The following is a 16,842-nucleotide window of genomic DNA, read 5'->3' on the forward strand; positions in this document are numbered from 1 at the left end:
TAACACTTGGCCGCTTGCTCTGCCACGGGTGTTTTACACTTGCCTGTTTTGAACATTTGATTCCATCGCCGGATTTAACTCTATACTTAGGTATAGCCGCAAATTTGGCAGGATCTCGTGATGTGGGGGAATTAGCGTATGGGGAAGGAGCTTTTTTGGGCCAGTCTGGCCATTTTTTCTGTCGGGGTTTTATTGATAAGTGCGGGATTTTCTCGCCGGGACAGCGGCTGGGGTATCGCGCTGCTGTGGCTGGGGGCTGCCTGTATGCTCGGCTTGGTGTTCTACCACATCCCCAAAATGCTGCATCTGACCTGAGGTTGGCGGGTGCTGTCGGTAACCGGCTCAGAGGCGGGCAAAGTCACCTCTGAGCCACACAGTGGGATGTTTATTAGAAATCGTAGCGAACGCTGGCCTCCAGGCTGCGTTCGGCGCCAAACCAGCAGTTCAGAGTGTCAAAGCAACTGTAATAGCGCTCGTTGAACAGGTTGTTGGCCGATAACGTAACGCTTGCGCCATCCATTGCTCGGTCGACGCTGCCCAGGTCATACCCCAAACTTAGATCAACCAGGGTGGCGGAGGGCACTGTATCGGAGTTGGTGGCATCTACTTCGGCCTCACCGATATAGCGCACGCCACCGCCCAGGGTGATACCCGCCAGCGGGCCGTTGAACACATCATAACTGGCCCAGGCCGTGGCCGACTGATCTGGGACCCATACCGGCGTTTTGCCTTGCAGGCCACTGTTGTCCTTGGTTACCTCTACGTCTTGATAAGTGTAGCTGCCCATCAGATTCAGGTTGCGATTGACCTGAGTGCGGGCCTCCAGCTCAATGCCCTGTGAACGTACTTCACCGGCCTGAATCTTGTCGTAGGCAGTGCCGTTAGGATCGCGTGTCAGTACGTTCTCTTTCTCGATACGGTATAGCGCTAGCGAGCCCGTTGTCTGTTTGTCAGCGGTGCTGTATTTGATACCGGTTTCCCACTGCGTTGCAGTAGAAGGCTCGTAAGTCGAACCTAGCCTATCCAGGCCACCTACGGGCTCGAAGCTTTCGGCGTAGCTGATAAAGGGGGCAAAGCCACTGTCGAACTCATAGAGCGCGCCCGCCCGCCAGGAGGTGTTGTGCTGCTTGACCTTGCCATCGACCGGTTGGCCGTACTGGATACCCTTTTCTCGTGATTCAAAGGTGTCATAACGCCCACCCGCGAGCAGCACCCAGCGACCAATGCGCATTTGGTCCTGGAAATAAACCCCGGTTTGTTCGGTATCGATAGAAAACTGACTACTCAAACCGGACGCCGCGAAATCCAGTTGGCTACCGTCAATCAGATGATGGTGAGGATCGAATAAGTCGATCGCCGGTGCAGCGGCATCTTCATAGCCGATGTCGCTTTTGAATTTGAAATAGTCGATGCCCAGTAGCAAGTTATGCTCGATCGCGCCAGTTATAACAATGCCTGATAGCTGGTTGTCGATGGTAACGCCCTTGCCGGTTTCGTCCGTCAGATACGCTCGGCGCGACAAGGTGCGCTGATCAGCTGCGAGACCTGATGAGTAAGTGTTTTCCTGATAGGCATCGCCATGCTGGTAGCGAAAGCTCTGCAGGAAATTCCAGTTTTCGCTGAGCTGATGGTCAATCTTGTAGCCGATCAGCAGCATTTCCCGTTCGTATTTATTCCAGTTGGCGTCACCGCTGTAGGTGTTGACGTCCAGATCCCCGTTGGCGTTGTGCTGAAACAGCCCCTGAGCGGGCAGGGTAGTATAGATGCCCATATCGGGATCTTTCTGATAGTAGGCGTTGAGATTGATCAGCGTCGCGTCGCTGATCTGCCAGTCCACTGAGGGCGCGAGCATGATGCGTTCGTTTTCAGAGGTGTCGGCTTGGCCGTCACTGCTGTTGGCCAGGCCGTTGAGGCGGTAGGTCAAGTCTGAGTCGCCCAACTGCCCGGCAGAGTCGAACGTGATTTCTTTCAGATTGTTACTGCCAACGCTCAACTCCACGCTGTTATAGGCGTCGCGCAGGGGCTTCTTGCTGATGAGGTTGACCATGCCTCCAGGTGGCATAGAGCCGTAGAGAGTCGAAGTAGGGCCCTTGAATACCTCGACTTGCTGCACTGCCTGCATGTCTATCTGTGGCTGCAGGTTCCAATCGTTGTACAGCAGCTGCAGTCCGTCATAGAAGTTCTGGTAATTGATGAAGCCACGAATATTGAATAGATCTGATCGGGTGACTGCGCCGCCGCGCAGTTCGGTATTAACGCCGGGTACGTAGCGTAGCGCCTGCGCCACGGTATCGGCGTTGCGCGAGTCCAGCGTGTACTCGTCGATCACCGAGATACCTTGTGGCGTTTCCTGCGGACTCAACTGAGTCTTGGTCGCGGTATTGCGGTAGGTGCTGCTGTACACCGTGAGACTGTCCAGCACATATTCGTCCTGCTCTTGTGCGTGCAGGTGGAGGCCAGGGTGGGCGGCCGCAACGGCGGCGGCGATAAGACTTAAGCGAAAGAAGGGGCGCACGGTAATGACGACTCCAGACAGGTAGTGGATTCATTATCAAATGGTAATGATTCTATTTTATATCTGTTCGGGGGCTGTCACTTAACCATTTGGTGCATGACACGCTGGCCAGATGAGGTCTGCTGTGGCTTCGCGTCTGACTCAACGTGGTTTGACGGGGACCCAATATTCCATATAACAATCAGCACTGCCGGGGCGGAAGCGCTGGTCATACATCTCCAGGTCAAAGCCGTTGACGCCGCAATAGCCGGATTCCGGCAGCCAGTGCACGATGAAGCATTCCAGTACCTTCTGCAGACTGCTGATGTCCCCATGGTGGGGGATAACCGCGTAATCCTGAGCGGGTATGGTCAGTGTTTTCAGTCCGACGCAAGATGGGCTCAGGTCAGTCTGGAAACATGCCCAGTAGGGGAAGCTCTCTTGGCTATTGTCTGTCTGGGTCAGGTCCAGTACGCCAATCAAGTTAGACGGGGCTGGTTCCAGGGCGTGATCTTGTATGGTTCTCATCAAGCGCTTCCAGACGTCCGGTACGCTGGTAGTGAAGTCTGGTGTTTGTGAAAACAGGCCTTTGATCGGTGCACTGATACCGCTTACCGTGATGGCCTCCTGGTGCTCTACACGGATAGACAGCATGGATTTGTGCATAGCCGACGGCAGACGGGGCATTTCCTGCAGGTTGATGGCGGCGAGCATGCGGGTGCGCTGGCCGCGCCGGCGATAGGCGCCGGGCGCGCAGCCAAACATGTGCCGAAAGCTGCGGCTAAAGCTGATTTCAGAATCAAAACCGCAACTTAGCGCGATGTCCAGCTGTCGTTTCTGGGTGCTGATCAATAACTCGGCGGCATGGCTGAGGCGAAGCTCGCGTATGTACTGAGCGACGGTAAAGCCGGTGGCTGCAGTAAATACACGCTGGAATTGCCATCGCGACCAGCAACTCTGGGCAGCTAGAAGCTGCACGGATAACGGGTCATCAAGATGGCAATGAATATAGCTGAGAGCCCGCTCAATGCGGGTCAAGTGATGCTCAGGCGAGGTTTCCAAGGCGTGACCGCTCATACATTCCACGTAGCCAGCACCATACCTGATATCGAATCAGATGCAAGTAATTCCTATTTGCAATGGCATTCATCAAGCTTTCATCTCTGATTAATGGAACTGTCATGCGATGATGGCGAAATCGGGTTGATAGTCAAAGGAGAGCACAATATGCAGATATGCGTCATAGGCTGTGGGTACGTTGGATTGGTCACGGCCGTCTGTTTTGCCGAAATGGGTAACAGTGTCACCTGTATCGACAGCAATGTAGAGCGCATAAGTATGCTGCAAGAGGGTCGCTCTCCCATATTTGAGCCCGGTATTGAAGTGTTGTTGAGTAGCAATATCAGAGGGGGCAGGCTGTGTTTCAGCGCCACGCTGGATGACGGTGCTCTGCGCGGGGCCGAGGTTGTCTTTATCGCTGTTGGTACGCCGTCAGCGGAAGATGGCTCAGCAGACATATCGCAAATACTCTCGGTGGCGAACGAGCTGGCACATAAGCTGACTCAGCCCGCTATTGTGGTGTGCAAATCAACCGCCCCGGTGGGTACCGCTTGCCGCGTTCAGAATATCCTTGATCAGCATTGCGCTAGTCTTCAGCGGATTGGCCTGCACCGGGTCGTGAGCAACCCGGAGTTTCTGAAGGAAGGTGCTGCCTTGAACGATTTTATGCGACCGGATCGCATTGTTATAGGGACCGACGATAATCAGGCACAGCAAGTCATGCATCAGTTGTATGAGCCTTTCGTGCGTAACCATGATCGCATCTTGTTCATGTCGCGGCGCGCTGCAGAAATGACCAAATATGCCGCCAACGCTTTTCTTGCCACCAAGATCTCGTTCATCAATGAAATGGCGGCTTTCTGTGATGAGTTTGCGGTTGATGTCGAGCAGGTACGCAAGGGTATAGGTGCAGACCAACGTATTGGCCATCACTTCATTTACGCTGGTTGCGGCTACGGTGGCTCCTGTTTCCCCAAGGATATTCGCGCCATTCTGCATATGGCAGGCGAGCACAATAGGCGTATGCCTATTCTTGAGGCAGTAGAGGCACGCAATCAGGAGCAGAAAACCTGGCCTTTTCGCGCTCTGCAAGACCAGCTGGGTGAAGATCTCAGTGGTCTCACGGTGACTATCTGGGGGTTGTCTTTCAAACCCGGAACTGACGATATCCGCGATGCCCCAAGCCGGACATTGATTGAGTCACTGCTGATAGCGGGTGCGCAGATCAAGGCCTTCGATCCGATAGCCGCAGACAACATCAAGCGTTGTTATCCGCACGCAGTGAAGACCGGGCAGTTGCAACTAGTGGATGAGCCCTACGACGCCCTGCAGGGTGCCGACGCCCTGGTGTTGGTGACCGAGTGGAAGCAATTTCGGCAACCCAACTTTTCCCTGATGCGCAGTTTGATGCGTAATCCTTTATTGCTGGACGGGCGTAATCAGTACGAGCCGGCGCTGGTCGAGCGTGAAGGCTTTGTCTATGTGGGGGTTGGGCGACCATCAACACAGCCAGTTGCCGCTGCTTTGCGCGCAGTAGTCTGAGTACACGCACGGGTGCCATAAGAGAGGGGCTTTGCGGTATGATATCAAGCCCCCCTCGACGCAAGAAAAGGCCCGTATGTCTGACTACGATTTTGATCTCTTTGTCATTGGTGCAGGTTCCGGCGGCGTGCGCGCAAGTCGTATGGCTGCTGGCTTTGGTGCGCGGGTAGCGGTCGCTGAAGATCGTTACCTGGGAGGCACCTGCGTCAATGTCGGTTGCGTACCAAAGAAGCTCTTTGCCTACGCCGCGCATTTTGCCGAAGATATTGTCGATGCCGCAGGTTTTGGTTGGGATATCACCAAACCTGAGTTCACCTGGTCGCGGTTGCTGGAAAATAAAAACCAGGAAATTACCCGCCTCAATGGCATTTACCACAACCTGCTGACATCCGCGGGCGTCACCCTGATAAACGGGCGCGCGCGCCTCAAGGATGCGCATCACGTCGTTGTTGGCGATACTACTTACAGCGCCGAGCGGATTGTGATTGCCACTGGTGGGTGGCCGTTTATTCCCGAGTTTCCCGGGCGTGAGCATGTGATCAGTTCCAACGAAGCTTTCTTCATTGAAAAACTGCCCAAGCGAACGCTGGTAGTAGGCGGTGGTTATATTGCTGTCGAATTCGCCTGTATATTTGAAGGCCTTGGCTGCGAGTCGCGGCTCTTGTACCGAGGTGACTTGTTCCTGCGGGGCTTTGATATGAGCGTGCGCGAACACATGGCGCAGACGCTTAACAGCAAAGGGCTGGAGCTGACTTTTAACGCCGATGTTGAGCGTATCGACAAGCAAAGCGATGGCAGTTTACTGGTGAGCCTGAACAATGGCGACACCATTGAAACTGATCTGGTGCTCTACGCCACCGGGCGTCGCCCCCACCTGGAAGGTCTGGGACTGGAAAACACCAGGGTCACGCTGGACAAGAAGGGGTTTGTTGCAGTTGATGAGCATTACCAAACCACGGAACCTTCCATTTATGCTATCGGCGATGTTACCGACACCTTGCAGTTAACCCCGGTAGCGTTGGCTGAGGGCATGGCGCTTGCCCGACGGTTATACCAGCCGGAGGAATACGTTCCGGTCGATTACAAGGATATTCCGACGGCCGTGTTCTGCATTCCCAATATTGCCACGCTGGGCCTAAGCGAAGAGGACGCCCGCGCAAAAGGTCATAAACTGCGGGTGTTTGAAAGTCGATTCCGCGCCATGCGCAATACGCTGGCAGGGCGCAGTGATCAGAGCCTTATGAAGCTGGTGGTTGATAAGCATGATGACCGCATACTCGGCATACACATGATAGGGCCGGACGCCGGAGAGATGCTGCAGGGACTGGCTGTAGCGGTAAAAGCTGGCGCTACCAAGGCGGTGTTTGATGCCACCCTGGGCATTCATCCCACGGCGGCAGAAGAGTTTGTTACCATGCGCACCCCAACCCGCGAGGACTGAGCGCGGATGCCTGCAATGTTGTAAACGTGCACTGGATTTTTCGCTCCGGGTTCCATCGGGGCGTTGTCGTAGCTGTCTAAGCTATGAGCTACCAGGCACTTTCAAAGCGCGGATTACAACGCAGGTTATCGTTGATTACCTGCCAGTGGAGTGTGTGAATGAGCTGGTTTTATGCCTGTGATTTGTTTGGCGTAGCGGTATTTGCCATTACCGGTGCGCTGATGGCTGGCCGAAAATCAATGGACCTGTTCGGTGTGCTGGTGATTGCTATCGTTACCTCGCTGGGCGGCGGTACCTTGCGCGACGTCATATTGAGTCACTATCCGGTCAGTTGGATCCGCAACGATCTCTATATTCTGGTGGCAACGCTGGCGGCACTAGGTACCGTACTCTGGGTGCGCTTTACCCGGCCAATTAACGAGCGTGGTCTGTTGATAGCCGATGCTTTTGGCTTGGCTGTCTTTACCGTCGTGGGTACCCAGGTTGCCCTGGAACAGCAAGTTCCGATTAGTGCCGCGGTCATCATGGGCGTGATGACCGGCGTTGCTGGTGGCGTCATGCGCGATATCATCTGTAACGAAATACCGCTGATATTCCACAAGGAAATCTATGCGACTGCCTGTATTGCGGGCGCGTTAATTTACATTGTGCTGCAGCAGTTCAAGTGGTCTGACGACCTGGCGTCGGTCATGGCGATGCTCGCCGTGCTGAGTATTCGCCTTGCTGCCATTCGCTGGCATCTCGAACTGCCACGCTTTCATCTGTTGGATCGTGAGCCCAAGGATTCAGATCAGTGATGGCTGTGGGCGTCATCGGTATGTGCCGGTGGTGCCTCAGCTTGCACATTCACGACGACCTCAACGTCTCCCGCCTTGCTGAAGTGCAAGGTTAGCGGAAAATGCTCTCCAGCCACCAGCGGCTGCTTAAGGTTGAACAGCATCAGATGATAGCCACCTGGCTGGAACACCAGTGTTTCACCGGGAGCAACGGGCAGTGTCTGCACTTGTTGCATTTTCATCAGCCCATCAACGTGTTTATGTTCGTGGATCTCTACCTTGTCAGCTGCCGGTGTGTCTGCACCAAGCAGTTCATCTGCCTGCTCCCCGTGATTGGCGATAGACAGATAGGCAGCGCCCGTTGGCGCGACCGGGGGCAGGGCACGAGACCACGGATGATCAATATGCAGCGAGCCTGCATCAAACTCGTGGGCGAGCGTTAATGGCGCAAGGCAGCAAAAAAAGAGCGCAGATACTACTTTGTTAAATGACATGGCAGGTCCTTGTGGTTCTGAGTGAAACAAGCCTAACCTTAATAGGCCGAGTTAGATAATATCGATCACAGCGTTTGCCGGACAACTGGCATGTTAAAAAAGCCAAAAATGTCGATTGCTATACAAAATAAAACCAAAGATGGCTATTAGCTATCATATAATTGAGCCACACTCAGGTTTAGATGATGTCAGTCTGGTGGACGAGGAAGCCTGCCGTGGTAGATGAGATAAAATTAGCAGAGCGAAGAAGATTGGAGCGGCATTCAGTGAGTACAAGCCTTGAGGTTTTTGATCTGGACACTGGCGATCATCTTGGTCGCGTCGTTGATTTGCATTCAGAAGGTTTTATGTTGCTGAGTGAGCGTCCACTGGATCTGTTTCGTTCTTTTGCGTTGCAGATAAACCTGCCCATGACCCTGAACGGTATGACCGAGTTTCTGCTTGATGCGGAGAGCCTGTGGAATCGTGAGAGCATCAGTGGCCAGCAGTACTGGACCGGGCTGCATTTTACCCACCTGCCGGATGAGTCGCGCCAATGCATAGAGCGAATGGTCGCTAGTCGCTGATTGCCATAGCCAAGTAACAAACAAAACAGAAAAAGGCAGCGTTGGCTGCCTTTTTTATGCGCGTTGCAGTTGTTCTGTCTTTGCCGACCTAGGAAAAGACGCCCGGTGTCAGGTGATTGTCCCAATGCACCGCGTAGTCGCCATGCGGTTGCGCTTGATTACTCTCGGGAGATAGCAGGAACAGGCCTCCCAAGCCCGAGGAAACCAGAAAACCATCTTCGCCATAGGGTAGGGCGCCTGCCACATCCGGGACGGGTACACGTTGCACAAGCTCACCACTGTGATGATTAATGATGATTGCACGGTGACCACGCGGTGCGGTAATGACCGTAAAAGGACTGGATGGGCTGATAGCGATGCTGGCGGTATAGTTTTTTAGCCCCTTTACCTCTTCGTACGGCAGTTCCAACTCGCTAAAGCGCATGCTGTTGGTGTCTAGTCTGGCGATCAGCGGCGGGGTATCCATGTCTGGGCCTTCGTACTGATAGCCTGCGATGACCACGCCTTGCGGACTGACATCAAGGTGGCGACAGCTGAGCTGGTGGTGCGACGGCGCAAAACGCTGCGTGATCTGTCCATTACGACGATCCATCAGCAGCAACGCCGGACGCATGCTGGCGATATTGAGTTTCATACGGTCGTAGTCCGGATGGGTTTCAATACCGCCTAGCGCAATAATCAGCGTTTCACCGTCGGGGTGCAAACGCAGCTCGTGCGGACCTATGCCGTCCAACGGATAATCGGTTACAGCACGATAACCATCCATAGCATCGTAGACCCGAATCAGGCCCTCGGCGTTGGTATAGTTATTCATGGTTACATACAAATAACGTGCATCCGGGCTATACACGCCGTGGCCGTAGTAGTGATAGCCATCGCCGGCATGAATGCTCTGTTGCAGGGCACCGCTGCGTGTATTGATAACATGCATCTGCCGTCCCGGGCGGCGTGCAAAGATCACCACGTGATCACCAAAAGGTTGCGGGCAGCCGCCGTGACAGCGCTCGCTCACAGGCACCATAAAGGCTTGTTCACCGGTTTGGCTTACCGCGGTGATGAAGTGTTGCCCCTTATCATCATCGACCGCGCTGAGAAGCTGCAGAGATGCATTACGGCGACCCAGGTGTGATGCCGCGCAGCCGCTGAGGCTAAGCAAGGTTGCGCTAGCCAAGCCAGCACGCAAGACTTGACGACGACTTAACATGGATCAGTCGCCATCGCTGGAGTTGAAGCCACGCACCACACTCAGGGCTGCGGAAACAGGGCCAGTCAGCATGGTTTTAGTGGTATTCACATCCTCCAGCAGTGCCTTGAGGCTTTTCCGTCCTTCTTCTGTCTCCATTAGGGGGGCGATATCCGCGGGCAACTGCTCAAAGTGATCCAGAGTCTTGTTCAACTGTTGATTGAACTGCTCGGCCAGCGTCATTTGATCGTTCTCTGCCAGTAAGAGCGTGAGACCAGGTACGAAATAATCAGACAGGCCCTGCAGGGATGCATGCACTGTGTTGAGCGACTGTCCACTGCGCCAGGCATCGGCAACGTAGGGATTGGGTTTGCCATTGCCGCGTTCACCGATAGGTGCAGCCAGACGCCAGTCTGCTAATAGTTCAAGGGACTGCATGGCCGATTGCAAGGTGCCGTTGTCGTAATCCTCAACGCTCAGGTAACGCTCTTCAAGCGCGGTCCAGTCAGTGTTCAAGGCGTTGGCGTTGGCGTCCAGATTACTGCTGATTGCAGTCAGCAGGTTGCAGCTGCGTTCTGCTGGCAGAGCCTTGTCTGTATCGATGATACGCTCGTCGTACAGCAGGTATTCGACCGCAGGAAAGCCCTGAATGGCAACGCTGTCACGGCTAATGGCATCGGCAGTGATGTCTTTGTCACCGTTCAACCAATAATCCACCTTGCTGGCTGTCAGGTTCTTGGGGTCTGGCCAGAACTGAAACTTCCAGGCACGGGTATTCTCTTCAATCGGGCCAAAGCCAACAAAACGTACTGCCTGCCAGGCGCTGAACGCGGACAGCCATTGCTCTTTAAGTGCTTGCATGCTGGCGGGAGAGGGGGCTGCGCAATAGCTGTCAGCGGTTTTTTCCAGTTCGCTGGTCGCGGCTGCCAACTGGCTGTAGCCGTGACCAATCTGCGCGTGCCAGGCTGCGCGGGGTGTTTCTGCCTGTGCGCTGCTGATCAAGCCCAGAGACAGCAACGAGGCGCAGCCAATACGATAAAGAAGCTTCATGGAAAGTATCTCGCTCAGAGGGAGTTAAGAAAACGCTGTAAAGCCCTGCGCTCAGCCGCGGGCAGTAGCCGATACTGATCCGCTGAGGCTGTGGCTTCGCCTGCATGCCAAAGAATGGCCTCTTCCGGCGTGCGTGCACGGCCGTCGTGCAGAAAGCCTGCGTTGGCGTTGACTTGCTGTGCCAGGCCCAAGCCCCAGAGTGGCGGCGTGCGCCACTCATTGCCATCAGCCAGGAATTCATCACGGCCGTCAGCCAAGCCAGGCCCCATATCGTGCAGTAGCATATCGGTGTAGGGCCAGATGACCTGTCCGCTCAAATCTTCGCGCTCCACCTTAGCCGTGGTGTAGGTCGGCGTGTGGCAGCCCGCGCAATTGAGCTGGTTGAATAGTTCGGCACCCTGTTGAACTTCAGGATCATCCATCTCGCGACGGGTCGGCACGGCCAGACTGGCGGAATAGAAGGCAATGAAGTTGGCGACTTTGTCACTGACTTCCTTGTCTCCACCATTAGGGAAGGCACCGCATTGTTGCTCCGGCGTACAGTCGGTTTGCGGGCTTAGAGTGGAGGTCAGTCCCATGTCTCCGGCAAAAGCGCCCATCGACTGTTGCAGAATATTGGGCTCTGCTGCCTTCCAGCCGAAACGACCGAGCACCGTGGTTTCACTTGCCTTGTCCCAGACGCGGTTGGCGCGTCCGGAAATGCCGTCGCCATTCTCATCTTCAGGATCTTCTCGGCTCAGAATGTCAGCTTCGGCAATAGATTCGAGCAAGCCCAAACCGGTCATGGGTGGCGCAGCCCGCGGCGAAATCAGCAGGTTATCTGGCATCGGGCCGTAGTTGGGTGACTCAATGTGGTAAATCGGTTGACGCAGCGTGACTACAGTACCATCCGCCAGTTTTTGCTCAATTGCTTGCCACTCCACGACCATGTTGGCCTCTGGCTTCATGCCAGGGATAGCCGATGTTTGTAACTGGCTGCCGTAAACTGGCGCAGGCAAAAATCCGTGGCGCTTGAGTATTTCTGCATCGCGTTCAGGATCGGCCGGCACTGCCAGCCGTAAAAAAAGTGATACCGACGGCTCATCAATGGATGCCGGTGCATGGCCGCGACCGTCTTTGATATGGCAGCCCTGGCATGAGTTCGTGTTGAACAGGGGACCAAGCCCGTCACGTGCGTCGGTGCTGGCAGGGGCGACGACCCAGGGGTTACGGAAAAAGCTGTTACCAACACTGAAATCAAGACGCTTGGTGATCGACAGGTTGCTTTGCGGTAAAGAAAAAGCGTTGTGATCGTGCTGCTCTACACTGCCTTCGCCACCGGTCAAAGGCGTGTCTTGAATAGGGTAGGTGGACTGCGACCCAAGTGCTGCGCTGGACACAAGTACTAAGGGAGCCAGGAGTCTATTAAGTCGGTAATGAGGGCGAGTCATAAAACGTACCTACCGTTTATCAGAAGTAGTTGCGATTGCTGATGATACGCAATCAAAAAAACCGGTGGTAGCGTAAGTAGCTGCATCACCGGTTTTACTGTTACAACGTTGGGTATTAGAAGCTATGGCCTGCATCGTCGGGCTGGAGTGAATCAACACCTACAATGGCGGCAACTTTCTCGATTGATCCGGTTTGCTCAACCAGCGCCGCGATTGCGTCGTTTATAACTTTGGCGCCTTCAGCGTTGTCGGGCGCAATCATCATGTCGAACTTGACCGGATTCTCTGATGCCTCGGCACGTGTTTTCATTTCACCCAAAGCAGCCATGGTGGAGTCCAGTTCTGCAGTCAGTTTCTGGTCCAACTGGGCATCGTTATTGGCAACCAGGTCAGACAGCGAAGCGCCGGTTAACTCGGTGCCGTCAACGCGCAGATAAGTCCCGGTATAGACGTTTTGAATGCCTTTGCCGTTGTAATAGTGCGAGTTGTGCGTGTTGTCGCTGAAGCAGTCGTGCTCGTCTTCGTATGAGTTAGCTTCCAGTGCCACCTTCATGCGTTCGCCGGCCAGTTCACCGAGCGACAACGAGCCCATGCCGAAGAGCATTTTCTGGTAAGCAACTTGCGGCTCGATGGCAACAAACTCTGCGCGGTAGTTGCCCTCGGTATCGGCAGACCACTGACCCACCATCCACTGCAGATCGGTCACCAGTAGGTCGGTTACCGCATCGAGGTAAGCTGCCCGGCGATCACAGTGACCATTGGTGCAATCATCGCCTTTGGCATAGTCGCTGGCAGGACGTTCGCCAGCACCTGCTGCAAAGCCATGCATGTCCTGGCCCCAGAGCAGGAACTCGATAGCGTGATAGCCGGTTGCAACATTCGCCTCAGAACCGCCCACTTCGTTCAGGCTGGCGAGCAGGTCAGGTGTCAGGGTGGACAGGTCCATAGTCTCGCCACCAATATTCAGTTCGGTATTGGCGATGATGTTCGCGTTGGCACCGTCGTTGCCCAGTGCGTGCTGATAGCCTTCAGCCTTGACGTAGTCGATCAGACCTTCGTCCAGCGGCCAGGCATTCAGTTGGCCTTCCCAGTCGTCAATCACAGCGTTGCCGAAGCGGAAAACCTCGGATTGCTGGTAGGGGACCCTGGCGGCTAACCATGCTTGCTTGGCCGCAGCGAGGTTTTCGGCGGTGGGATTTTCGATAAGCGCATCAGTTGCAGCATCCAACGCCTTGGCGGTGATTAGAGCGTCTTCAAAGGTGGCGTGCGCGAGGTCGGCATAATGACTAACGACCGCTTCCGGGCTAACGGTGCTATCGGTCGTTGGCTTTTCAGCGGACTCGCTGGGCGCTGTAGCGGCCTGCTCTGGAGCATCAGGCTGTGCAGTCTTGTTCTCATCACTGCACGCGGTCAGTAAAAAAGAGGTGGATATTGCCAGCGCAAGCGCCTGTAGAGGAAAACGCACAGCCATGGAGTACTCCCTGTCTTATAGCTATTAACTAAATAATGATAGTGATTTGCATTACTAATTATAAGGAGGGGATGACATATTGCAACGCATGAGTGCCTTGCATCGGCAAATCAACCTGAACCCTGAGTGGATCTGGCTGTCATCTTACAGTGAGAATATTCAATCCATAGATGGAGAAAACGATGTCTAGCCACGTTTACAAGAAAGTAGAAGTCGCAGGTTCCTCTACCAAAAGCATTGAAGAAGCCATTGAAAGCGCGATCGCTGAGTGCAGCAAAACCATCAAGAATGTCGAGTGGTTTGAAGTCATGGAAACCCGTGGCCACGTGACCGATGGCAAGGTCGCCCACTATCAGGTTGTGATTAAAGTGGGCTTCCGTCTCGATACCAATTAATTCGGTATGGATTTTTTACTGGCTGGCCTTCGCTGCGAACGTTAGCGTTATCGCGCCATCTGCTGCGCTGGCCAGCTCTTCCCCCTTGCTAACGAAATGACGACTGAAGTACTGCTTGTGCTCATCATGCTCATGGAAATGGTGCGGGGTGAGTACAGCGGTCAACACCGGTACTTCAGTTTCAAGCTGGACCTGCATCAGGCCAGAAATGACTGCGTTGGCAACAAAATCATGGCGGTAAATCCCGCCATCTACTACCAAACCACTACAGGCAATTGCGGCGTAACGTCCGGTTTTGGCTAGCAGTTTGGCCTGCAGTGGAATCTCGTAGGCACCTGGAACGGCGATTACGTCGATCAGTTCAGGATCATAACCGCGTTCCTGCCATTGGCTTTTAAACCCTTCCAAGCAACGCAAAACAATGTCGGCATGCCATGAGGCGTGAATGAAAGCAACGCGCTGGCTGCGGCGATCAAAAGTGAAATTCGTTGAGCTCTGATTCATCAGTTACTTCCTGGACCAAGGTGAATCAGGGCGAACGGGCAGGGCAAGGCCGGGCGCTGGAAAGCGGCGGCGCAGGCGACTGACGCGTTCTCTCTTATCCGGACTATCACCGTCGGCTCTGGAATTACACCAGATCTGCTGACCTCGACCGATAACACGGGTAGAGCGCTCGCGGGCTGAGGAGTTAACTCCATTACCGCCGGTGGGGAATTGCACCCCGCCCCGAGAACGACGCTGTTTTACACAGCGGGCAGCAATATAAGGCTTCTGGCCAAAGGCGTCAAAATGCAAGTCAGAGATAAAGCTTTGCCAATGGCGGCCGATACAGCTGCATGATAATTTAGAGGTGACCATGCGTATTGACTCCATTCCAGCTGCAGCTGCAGCTGCCTCGGCTTCGCCGGCTCGTACTCCAGAGGTAACTAATCAGGACGCTGAAGCACCTTCAACCTCGGTGCGTGAGTTGGGCCAAGGGATCAAAGTGACGCTGTCGGAACGTGCGCAGGCCAAGGCCTCGGCGAGCAAAGCCGATCAGGCAGTCGAAGAGAGCAATCTTCCAGACACTATCAAGAGTTTACTCAAGCGAATCCGCGAGCTGAAAGCGCAGATCGCCGAACAACAGGCGCAGTTGTCTGAACTGCAGCGCGCCGGTGCTGATCCGGAACAGATTAAAGCGGCACAGCAACAGCTGAGCAGCCTTAATTCAGCCTTGACCACTGCTTACGCGAGCCTGGCCCAGGCAATGGACGGTGACTCTCTGAGCGATGAGCAGAAGCAGCAAGCGATGAGCCTCAGTATGGCTTGACGTCAGGGAGCGGCTAGCGTTTCCCCGTTAGGGTGAGCAAGCGCGTAGCTTATATAAAAGCGTTCACCACTACTGGTAGTGCCATACCTGGATAAGTGGCGACATAATTTTTTCTGTCGCTCACGAGCTCACGAGCTCACGAGCTCACGGACTCACGGGCTCACGACCAGAGCGACGTGGTCTGGACTTCTCCGAGCTGGAGGGCATCTGGTATCTGTCCGACGATTACCCTGAAAAAGTTCGCCGCGCAGCCCGGCAAGAGATGATCAATAGCTGGTAGCACAGGCAGGTATCCTAGAGTGAAACAGTCTTTTGTTTTATTTGACACAGTTTACTTCGACAAAACTCGAACAAGTGTGCGTTAATGCTCCGCTTCACTATCCCGCACCGGAGTTTGCATGACCGCGCCGTCGCATTCTGATCGTCACATCTCAGCCCGAATGACGTTTTTCCTGGCTCTATGTTGTGGCTTGATTGTCGCCAACCTGTACTACTCGCAACCGCTGGCCGGACCTATTAGTCGTGCGTTGAGCATGTCGCCGGAATCTGCTGGTTTGATCGTCACCCTGACCCAGATTGGTTATGTGATCGGCTTGTTGCTGGTCGTGCCGCTGGCTGACCTGGTAGAAAATCGCAAGTTGATTTTGGCTATGGTTGGCTTGTCGATGCTGGCCGTTATCGGCGCCGGCTTTGCCGATAACGCAGCGCTATTTCTCATCGCCTCGTTACTGATTGGTGTGGGTGCGGTGGCGGTTCAGGTGATCGTACCGCTAGCTGCGCATCTGGCGAGCGAAGAGCGTCGTGGTCAGGTGGTTGGCAATGTGATGAGCGGCTTGATGTTCGGCATCATGTTGGCTCGCCCGGTAGCCAGTTTTATTACCGATCTGTATGGCTGGCATGCGGTTTTCGTGTTTTCTGCGCTGGTGATGTTGGTGCTGGGGATCACTATTCGGCTGGTGTTGCCACCGCGCTTACCCAAGGCGGCTATCAGCTATGGCGGGTTATTGGCTTCCATGGGTGGCTTGGCTCTTAAAACCCCGATTCTGCAACGTCGCGCCTTCTATCAGGCCATGATGTTCGGTGCTTTCAGTTTGTTCTGGACGACCACGCCGCTGCTGTTGGCCGGTCCCGCATTCAATATGTCGCAGTCCGGTATCGCGCTATTCGCATTAGCAGGTGTAGCCGGTGCGGTGTCTGCGCCATTGGCTGGCCGTGTCGCGGATGCAGGCCTCACCAGGCAAGCCACTATCGCGGCTATGCTGTTTGCCATAATATCGTTTGCGATCACGCTGCTGCTGCCATTGGGCTCAGCCAGCTCTTTGGCGCTGTTGGTGATGGCTGCCGTCCTCCTGGATTTTGGCGTTTCAGGCAACGTAGTTCTGGGGCAGCGCGCTATCTATGGCCTCAGCGCCGATCTGCGCAGCCGCTTGAATGGGCTCTATATGGCCACGTTTTTTGTTGGCGGGGCCGTGGGCAGTGCGATTGGCGTTTGGGGATATGCCCACGGCGGCTGGCCGATGGCAGCCATACTGGGTGGCGGCATGCCTGCATTGGCGTTGCTGACGCTCTTTTTTGTCGAGCCAAAAAACGATGCGGCTGAGTCGCTGTCGGCGTCGGCTGATTAACTGCCTG

At 54.7% G+C, this 16,842-nt stretch carries 16 protein-coding genes and 1 riboswitch; of the genes, 8 read left to right on the forward strand and 8 right to left on the reverse strand.

From position 1 onward, the window contains the following. Positions 1 to 138 precede the first annotated feature (138 nt). Entirely contained in the window at positions 139 to 315 is a 177-nt protein-coding gene (locus EF096_RS20380; protein ID WP_177412318.1) for a hypothetical protein, read from the forward strand. Between the two features lie 73 nt (positions 316 to 388). Here the strand turns inward: EF096_RS20380 and EF096_RS08615 are convergent, their stop codons facing one another. Next, positions 389 to 2,515: a TonB-dependent siderophore receptor gene (locus EF096_RS08615; protein ID WP_218565748.1), complete on the reverse strand. Its 2,127-nt coding sequence runs from the start codon at positions 2,513 to 2,515 to the stop codon at positions 389 to 391. A 141-nt stretch (positions 2,516 to 2,656) separates the two neighbouring features. Then, positions 2,657 to 3,571 carry an AraC family transcriptional regulator gene (locus EF096_RS08620; protein ID WP_123889226.1) on the reverse strand — a complete coding sequence of 305 codons (915 nt, stop codon included), beginning with the start codon at positions 3,569 to 3,571 and terminating at the stop codon, positions 2,657 to 2,659. Between the two features lie 150 nt (positions 3,572 to 3,721). Between EF096_RS08620 and EF096_RS08625 the strand changes: the two genes are divergently transcribed. The 3 genes from EF096_RS08625 (at position 3,722) to EF096_RS08635 (ending at position 7,333) form a co-directional block, all read left to right on the forward strand. Continuing rightward, on the forward strand, positions 3,722 to 5,095 hold the full coding sequence (locus tag EF096_RS08625; protein ID WP_123889227.1) for a UDP-glucose dehydrogenase family protein: 1,374 nt from the start codon (positions 3,722 to 3,724) through the stop codon (positions 5,093 to 5,095). 76 nt (positions 5,096 to 5,171) lie between these two features. Continuing rightward, entirely contained in the window at positions 5,172 to 6,536 is a 1,365-nt protein-coding gene (gene gorA, locus EF096_RS08630) for a glutathione-disulfide reductase (protein WP_123889228.1), read from the forward strand. Positions 6,537 to 6,694: 158 nt separating this feature from the next. Next, positions 6,695 to 7,333, forward strand: a complete 639-nt coding sequence (locus EF096_RS08635; RefSeq protein WP_123889229.1) for a trimeric intracellular cation channel family protein — start codon at positions 6,695 to 6,697, stop codon at positions 7,331 to 7,333. On the opposite strand, the gene EF096_RS08640 is transcribed toward EF096_RS08635, so the two are convergent. Continuing rightward, the gene (locus tag EF096_RS08640; protein ID WP_123889230.1) at positions 7,327 to 7,806 is read right to left on the reverse strand and encodes a copper chaperone PCu(A)C; all 480 of its coding nucleotides are present in this window, start codon (positions 7,804 to 7,806) and stop codon (positions 7,327 to 7,329) included. The two genes, EF096_RS08635 and EF096_RS08640, sit on opposite strands and share 7 nt — an antisense overlap. Positions 7,807 to 7,991: 185 nt before the next feature. Here EF096_RS08640 and EF096_RS08645 point away from each other — a divergent pair, with 185 nt between their 5' ends. Next, positions 7,992 to 8,372 (forward strand): PilZ domain-containing protein, encoded by a 381-nt coding sequence (locus EF096_RS08645; protein ID WP_256671274.1) that lies wholly within the window; start codon positions 7,992 to 7,994, stop codon positions 8,370 to 8,372. Between the two features lie 88 nt (positions 8,373 to 8,460). Here the strand turns inward: EF096_RS08645 and EF096_RS08650 are convergent, their stop codons facing one another. From EF096_RS08650 to EF096_RS08665, 4 genes are all read right to left on the reverse strand, one after another. Then, positions 8,461 to 9,576 (reverse strand): DUF1513 domain-containing protein, encoded by a 1,116-nt coding sequence (locus EF096_RS08650; protein ID WP_123889232.1) that lies wholly within the window; start codon positions 9,574 to 9,576, stop codon positions 8,461 to 8,463. A 3-nt stretch (positions 9,577 to 9,579) separates the two neighbouring features. Further along, entirely contained in the window at positions 9,580 to 10,605 is a 1,026-nt protein-coding gene (locus EF096_RS08655) for an imelysin family protein (RefSeq protein WP_123889233.1), read from the reverse strand. 14 nt (positions 10,606 to 10,619) lie between these two features. Next, positions 10,620 to 12,035, reverse strand: coding sequence for a di-heme oxidoreductase family protein (locus tag EF096_RS08660; RefSeq protein WP_123889234.1), 1,416 nt, complete (start codon positions 12,033 to 12,035; stop codon positions 10,620 to 10,622). Between the two features lie 115 nt (positions 12,036 to 12,150). Continuing rightward, on the reverse strand, positions 12,151 to 13,506 hold the full coding sequence (locus EF096_RS08665) for an imelysin family protein (RefSeq protein ID WP_123889235.1): 1,356 nt from the start codon (positions 13,504 to 13,506) through the stop codon (positions 12,151 to 12,153). Between the two features lie 182 nt (positions 13,507 to 13,688). On the opposite strand from EF096_RS08665, the gene EF096_RS08670 reads away from it, so the two are divergent. Continuing rightward, on the forward strand, positions 13,689 to 13,901 hold the full coding sequence (locus EF096_RS08670; RefSeq protein ID WP_123889236.1) for a dodecin: 213 nt from the start codon (positions 13,689 to 13,691) through the stop codon (positions 13,899 to 13,901). A gap of 15 nt (positions 13,902 to 13,916) precedes the next feature. Here EF096_RS08670 and EF096_RS08675 read toward each other — a convergent pair whose 3' ends face one another. After that, entirely contained in the window at positions 13,917 to 14,405 is a 489-nt protein-coding gene (locus EF096_RS08675) for a 6,7-dimethyl-8-ribityllumazine synthase (RefSeq protein ID WP_123889237.1), read from the reverse strand. Between the two features lie 82 nt (positions 14,406 to 14,487). Continuing rightward, a riboswitch (FMN riboswitch) is annotated at positions 14,488 to 14,639 on the reverse strand. Positions 14,640 to 14,757: 118 nt separating this feature from the next. Between EF096_RS08675 and EF096_RS08680 the strand changes: the two genes are divergently transcribed. Next, positions 14,758 to 15,210 (forward strand): hypothetical protein, encoded by a 453-nt coding sequence (locus EF096_RS08680; RefSeq protein WP_123889238.1) that lies wholly within the window; start codon positions 14,758 to 14,760, stop codon positions 15,208 to 15,210. 398 nt (positions 15,211 to 15,608) lie between these two features. Beyond that, the gene (locus EF096_RS08685) at positions 15,609 to 16,835 is read left to right on the forward strand and encodes an MFS transporter (RefSeq protein ID WP_123889239.1); all 1,227 of its coding nucleotides are present in this window, start codon (positions 15,609 to 15,611) and stop codon (positions 16,833 to 16,835) included. The last annotated feature ends 7 nt before the right edge of the window (positions 16,836 to 16,842 follow it).

The sequence above is a fragment of the Pseudomonas neustonica genome (assembly GCF_003797945.1).
Taxonomy (GTDB): domain Bacteria; phylum Pseudomonadota; class Gammaproteobacteria; order Pseudomonadales; family Pseudomonadaceae; genus Halopseudomonas; species Halopseudomonas neustonica.